Origin of the sequence: Paraburkholderia podalyriae, assembly GCF_014397785.1 — a bacterium.
In the GTDB taxonomy this organism is placed as follows: Bacteria; Pseudomonadota; Gammaproteobacteria; order Burkholderiales; family Burkholderiaceae; genus Paraburkholderia; species Paraburkholderia podalyriae.
On the sequence record NZ_VZQQ01000072.1, the window covers coordinates 21394 to 27716 of the forward strand.

A 6323-nucleotide genomic window follows, 5' to 3' on the forward strand; every position below is an offset into this window, starting at 1 on the left:
CGTGGCCAAAAAGACCGAACAGGCCACGCCCAATGCGGAACAGGCTGCACTCGTCAAAGGCAAGACGCCACGTAATGCCATCATGAGCATTGGCCTGCTGGCCGCGCTGGTGATTGGTGTGCTCGGTTTCTATTACGAGCTGAAGGCAAGCAACCAGGCACAGGAGGAAGAGCGCCTGAAAAAGGCGTCGGCGCTCAAAAGCAGCACAGAAGCGCCCGCAGCCGGTAGCTCCGATATCGACAGGATGATCAGGCAGCAGCAGGAAGCGGCCGCCGCCGAGGCAGCCGCTCGCGCCGCATCGGAAGCATCGGCTGCACAGCATCCGACCGTGAAGCCCATGCTGACTGGCGATGACTTCCAGCGCGAGGTTGGAGCTGACGGCACCGATACGCGTGCGCTCGCGGCCAGCAACAAGCTGGATGCCATCTATACGTCGTCGGTCTTCAAGCAGTCCGGCGCCTCCCGCAATGCAAGCCAGCAGGCGTCGGCGGTGCCGGCGGGCGTACCGTCACTGGACGATTTTCGCGCGGCGCGAGCGGCGGCGACATCCGGTGTGCAGAACCCGACCGATGCAATGGCACTGGCGCTCGCTAAACAGGGGCAGGCACCTGAGGACCGCGACAGGGCGTTCCTGAAGGAAACAGCAGGGCAGGGCGGCATCGAGCGGACCACCTTCAATGGCCAGGCAGGCGGTTGCACGCTGACGCCTCCGCACAACATCCACGTCAAGACCGTTGAGGGGCTGAACTCGGACAAGCCCGGCCGCGTCGCGCTCATGGTTGACGAAGATGTGTACGACAGCCTGCGCGGCGACTGCCTGATGATTCCCAAGGGCTCATTCATCAACGGCGCCTACAGCGCCGACATCAAGGTTGGACAGGAGCGTCTGCTCGTGGCCTCCACCAGTCTGCGTCTGCCCAACGGCAAAAGCGTGCCAATGAACGGCATGCAGGGCGCAGACCAGAACGGGTATGCCGGCTTCTCCGGTGACGTCAACAACCATTTCCTCGCGATCTTCGGTGCGGGATTCATCACCGCAGTGCTGCTGAAGACCTTTGACAATAACGCGACTACATCGACCACCTCCAGCCCGATCGGCGTGACGACTTATGGAAGCACCGCCGGGCAGGTGGCCGCCACCACTGCGCAAGCCGTACTTCAGCGGAACCAGAACATCCCGCCGACGATCACCGTGCCGCCCGGGGAAAAGTTCCTCGTACAGGTGACGCAGGACATCGTCATGGAGCCATACCGTGACTAGGCGCGCTATCGTCGCGCTCGTGCTGGCAGGGGCCTGTTCGTCGGCGGGAGCGGCAGTGATCGACGCGGTCATCAGCCCGACGCGCTTCGTCGTTGAAGAGCGCGGCGCGCGGTCCGTGCTCGAAATTCCCGGAACTCCCGTCTATGCGTGCGGCCTTCAACGGTTTCTCACCTGGGCGCAACCGCTGAAAGGACAAAGCGTCGCAACGGGCGCGGGCGGCTTCGCGTCCGTACTCGTTGATGGAACGCCGGAGAGCCTGCAGGCCCTGCTGGTCAGTAACGGCTGGCTGCAACCGGCCGTGCTGGATGACGACGCACAGGCGGCTTTGACGGAGCGCCGTGGCGGCTGGGCGTGCGCATCCGCACAGGCTCCGTTCGAGGTGATGCACACGAGCGTGGACGCAAAGATTCTTGCGGGCGTTGTGCTCAACGAATCGGCGTACAACGGCCGCGCGTGGCCGTGGACACTGAACGTTGCGGGGCGTGGGTTCTTTTTCCGGACGCGCGACGACGCCTACAAGGCTATCCGCTTTCTCATCTCAGATGGGCGCTGCGATTTTGACGTAGGCCTGATGCAGGTGAACTGGTGCTATCACCGGCAGCGCTTCGCGTCGCCGTGGGACGCACTGTCTCCGGCAACGAACATCCACGTGGCCGAAGACATGCGATGCATGCCACGTGTCCGCTGCTCAGTCAGGCGTTGCAGGCGAAGTCGCAGGCAGAGGAGCAACGGGTGTCGGTCGCCGAACTTCGCGCGCAGTATCGCGAGAAGAAAGCACAGGCCGATGCGCTTGCTCCAGTCGTTGCGGAGCTTGCTGCGAAGCGCAGTGAGCGTGATGCGCTCACCGCGATTCTGACCGAAGCCCGGCGCAACCTGCAGGCGGCCACTGAGCTTGCCGCCAGCAAGCCGCTTCTCGATGCCGCTGCAACGGGCCTTGAGACCGCTAACGCGGAATTAAGGCAGGTTGCGGACGAGGTCGCTGCGCGCTCAGCCCGATACGAGTCCGAAAAGGCACGTATGACGGCTGAGATGACCAGAATCCATGCGGAATCGAAGCAGCTTGCAGCCGTCGATGTGACGGCCGCGATTGCGGAGACTGACCGGAAGCTGGCCGCCAATCGCGAGGCTGTCGCAGAACTTGAAGGCCGGATTGAAGGTGCGATTCGTGCTCAGACAGTGCTGCAGGCCGAAGCAAATGGGCTTGCTGTTGAACTCGACGGGTTTTCGGCCACGCAACTGCGCGCCGACCGGCTCTCCGACGAGATTTCCCAATGGAAGCTGCTCGCGAAAGGTCTTGGCAACGACGGCGTTATTGCGTTGACAATCGACGACGCGGGACCTGCACTGACCGACACCGTCAACCGGCTGTTGCTGGCCTGTTACGGCATGCGGTTCACAGTGGAGATCCGCACGCAGCGCGCGCTTGCAAACGGCGATCTGCGTGAGGGTTTCGAAATCCTGGTGCATGACGCGGACGCCGACAGCACGAAGTCGGTGTCGGTAATGTCCGGTGGTCAGAAGGTCTGGATCAACGAATGCCTCACACGAGGTATTGCGCTGTACCAGGCCCAGAACACCGGGCAGCCGTACCAAACGCTCTTTAGCGACGAGTCCGATGGTCCGCTCGACCCGCAGCGCAAGCTGCAGTTCATGCGGATGAAGCGGGAGGTGCTGAAGCAGGGAGGGTATGAGCGAGAGTTTTTCATCTCGCAAACGCCTGATCTGGTGAGTGAGGCCGATGCCGTGATCGACGTTCAGGCGCTGGCCGCGTGACGTGTCATTTCTTTTTAACCCTGTGGGGAACGCCCCCACAGGGCGTTTCCTCGCTTATTTCCAACGAGGAACGCCGATGTTCACTTTTCGAAATCTCCAGAAACGCACTGAAGCGGTACCGCTGTCAGTTCGTCCCTGTTCCCCGCGTTCGGGCACCACTCACAGCTATGTCCTGAACGGCTCGCTCCTGCGTGACGTCCTGGTCGACGGCAAGTGGGTGGCGATCCACGCGAGCGATCCCGCTAATTCTCGCACCGCTTAGGCGGCGCACACCCTTTATTCGAGATATCCAGATGGAAACTTTCCTCATGCTGCTGGTTGCGGCAGGCACGTCATCGCTGTGTGCCTGCACTGCTGCGCCGCAAACCCACGTCGCAACTCCGCGGCCCGTGATTGTGGTCCACGCGCCGGGAGGCGAACCGGGTGACTTCCGGGTGTGCCCGGATGGCAGGGTAATCACATACCCGCTCAGTCGTCCCAAAACCTGTTCCTGAGCCAAACCTTGCAACGCCTCGGCCCCTTTCGGGAGCCGGGGCTTTTCCGGTAAACGTACGGAGATGTTTATGAGAAAACAAATCGTCATTGCAACGGTGGCTGGCGCCCTCGTTGCGGGTGCGGGCATGATGTGGGCGCAACCGGCGCTCAGCGCGACCAGCGACGTACAGGTGGCGTTTTCACCTGACGGTGGCGCGGAACAGCTAGTCCTTCAAACCATCCGGAGTGCGAGGCAGTCAATTCGCGTGATGGCCTACTCGTTCACCGCGCCCGCAGTCGTAAGAGCGCTGCTTGATGCAAAGCGACGTGGCGTCGACGTGGAAGTAACCGTCGATTACCACAACAACGTCGAAGAGGATCGCAGCGGGAAGGCTGCGGCTGCGATGGGCTCGCTCGTGTATGCGGGCGTGCCTGTCGTCGTGGTGCGCGCGTATCCGATCCAGCACAGCAAGTTCGTGGTAGTTGACAACGCAACGGTCGAGACGGGTTCGTATAACTACAGCCAGGCCGCCGCGCGTGTGAATTCAGAAAACGTGCTGGTGCTGTCGAACCATCCGGAGATCGCGAAAGCGTATCTCGATGACTGGAAGAGCGTGACGGCGCAAGGCGAGGCGTATCGGGCCCGCTGACCGCCAACTCTTCTTACTCGTACTTTCTGACCCCGCGGGCAAAGCGATCCCCGCCGGGGTCGCTCCGCATTCACTTGTGGAGTTTCCATGCTTGAAGCAACACCGTGCGCGGCGCTTTCAGCACCTCGTTGGCTCGCGCCCTATGCGAGTGGAGAGAAACAGGGGTGGGCGCAGGCTGTGATGGCCTACGCCGACTACTACTGCGTCGATGGCAGCGCTGATGAAGACCCTGGCATCGAGGAGCGTCTGATCATGCACCGCCCTGCGATGGTGGGCTATGCCAGCCGGACCGGTACACGGCGCAATCTCGAAGCGCTTGCGCATGCTGGCTGGCGTCTTCTTGTCTCCGCTAAAGGCGAGCACCGCACCGAAGGCATGCGCTACGCCATCGACAACGGTGCGTGGACCGCATATCAGCGTGGCGAGCCGTTTGACGAAGCCGCGTTTCTTGCTGTCGTCGAGAAGCTCGGTGAGCGTGCTGACTGGATCGTCCTGCCGGACATCGTCCAGGGCGGTCTGGCATCGCTCGAGTTCTCATTGCGCTGGATGGAGCGTCTGCGAGGCATGCCCTCACAGCTGCTCATCGCTGTACAGAACGGCATGCAACTGGACGACGTCGCGCCGTACCTCTCGCCCGTCGTTGGTATTTTCATCGGCGGGTCAACGGACTGGAAGGAATCGACTGCCGAAGCGTGGGGACTCCTTGCGCGTCGACGCAACTGCCATCTACATGTCGGTCGCGTGAACTCGGCGCGCCGCGTTCGCATCTGTGCGGCCGCCGGCGCTGACAGTTTCGACGGCAGCGGGCCAAGCCGTTTCTCCAATGCCTTGCCGCGCCTCGATCGGGCAACGCGGCAGCCGGATCTTTTCGCCGCGGCCGACCAGTCGCTCGAAGAGGCTCAAGCCGCAAGCTTCGGCCTGGCCTTGTAGTGAACTACATGATTTCTTAACCCTTTCGGGAGCCGATCCCGAAAGGGACGCTCCCATTCCTGTACGGAGCGAACAGATGGACCGTGATCCACGGTGACCACGGGATAGGCGCTTCAACCAGAATTCCCAAGACTTGCCCTTCAGTTGTTGCGATTCTTGCCGATATATACGGACGCCTCCGCACAATCTCGAGGAACAAGATACATGTTTTCCGACTCCGCTCAAAATATGAAAACTCGAATCACTGGAGGCGTTGCCCTCACTCTTGCCTGCGCCGCACTTGTCGGCTGCGGCAACATGCAAGCAACAGGTAATCCGCTAGGCAACATGGTCAACTCGATCAACGCGGGCGTCGCATCTCTCAACCAGCAGATTGCCGGCATCGGCGGTACCTCGGTAACCCGCTCCACCAACAATCCCCACCTGCGCGATACCCCGCTCAAAGACGTCCTCGCAACCAATGAGAAGCCTGGCTGGCCGCGAGTGGCGGTCAATATCAACCGCTTGCCGCCTTGGTTCTACGTTATGCCGCCAAGCGGTCGGCAAGGAGTTTATTCTGCCCAGGATTGCGTCAATATCAGCGTGACAGTTTGGGAAAGCCCGAAGAAATCGAAGTCCTATGATCACATCGACTTCTGCGGCGACGATATCGTGGCTAATACCTCGTTCAGCCAGGTCATGACATGGAAAGACATGGCGTTCAACATGAATAGCGCGAATAGCGGTGCGCTCCGAACCATGGGTCCAACAGCGCCGCAGCACCTGTTCCCGAACACGCCGGGCACACAGATGTTTACGATGCTCAACGGCTCCTACTTTCTGGGCAGCATCATGGCCACGGTTGGATACAACTGGGACGACATGCAGGACAGACGCTTCTGGGTGGTGAACGTCCCGTCCATGCAGGACAGCAAGTCAGGAATCGAGCGTCCAGCCAAGATGCCCAGCTGACCTGGAGACTGAGTCGGGCGAGTTCGTATCGCAGCTTGATGACGTCCAGACCATTGCCGCCGCGCTACGGCGGCAATAGTCAGAACGGCGTTGGATAAGCTGCAAAAGCACCACGCATCCAACTGCCACTGGCCATCTTCCTAGGCCACCGCCCCGCCGAACTTCCGTAGCCGACCCCAAGGCGTCATTGGGATTCGACATGTGAATGACTGCTTTCCACAATGCATCTGTCTGGGGCAACCGACGCTGAAACCGTCACTCTGCTCCCTTGCGACGGGGCGTCA

At 61.2% G+C, this 6323-nt stretch carries 4 protein-coding genes and 1 pseudogene; all 5 read left to right on the plus strand.

What is annotated here, in order from left to right; translation table 11 throughout:
- The first annotated feature begins 1 nt into the window (after position 1).
- The 5 genes and pseudogenes from F6X42_RS36730 to F6X42_RS36750 all read left to right on the plus strand — a co-directional run bounded on the left by F6X42_RS36730 (position 2) and on the right by F6X42_RS36750 (position 6039).
- Entirely contained in the window at positions 2-1261 is a 1260-nt protein-coding gene (locus F6X42_RS36730) for a TraB/TrbI/VirB10 family type IV secretion system protein (protein WP_187638808.1), read from the plus strand.
- A gap of 660 nt (positions 1262-1921) precedes the next feature.
- Positions 1922-3034, plus strand: a pseudogene (locus F6X42_RS46645) (SMC family ATPase); the annotation flags it as partial.
- A gap of 563 nt (positions 3035-3597) precedes the next feature.
- Positions 3598-4158: a phospholipase D family nuclease gene (locus tag F6X42_RS36740; protein ID WP_187638809.1), complete on the plus strand. Its 561-nt coding sequence runs from the start codon at positions 3598-3600 to the stop codon at positions 4156-4158.
- A 180-nt stretch (positions 4159-4338) separates the two neighbouring features.
- Positions 4339-5088 carry a hypothetical protein gene (locus tag F6X42_RS36745; protein ID WP_246530410.1) on the plus strand — a complete coding sequence of 250 codons (750 nt, stop codon included), beginning with the start codon at positions 4339-4341 and terminating at the stop codon, positions 5086-5088.
- 204 nt (positions 5089-5292) lie between these two features.
- Positions 5293-6039: a hypothetical protein gene (locus tag F6X42_RS36750; protein WP_187638811.1), complete on the plus strand. Its 747-nt coding sequence runs from the start codon at positions 5293-5295 to the stop codon at positions 6037-6039.
- The last annotated feature ends 284 nt before the right edge of the window (positions 6040-6323 follow it).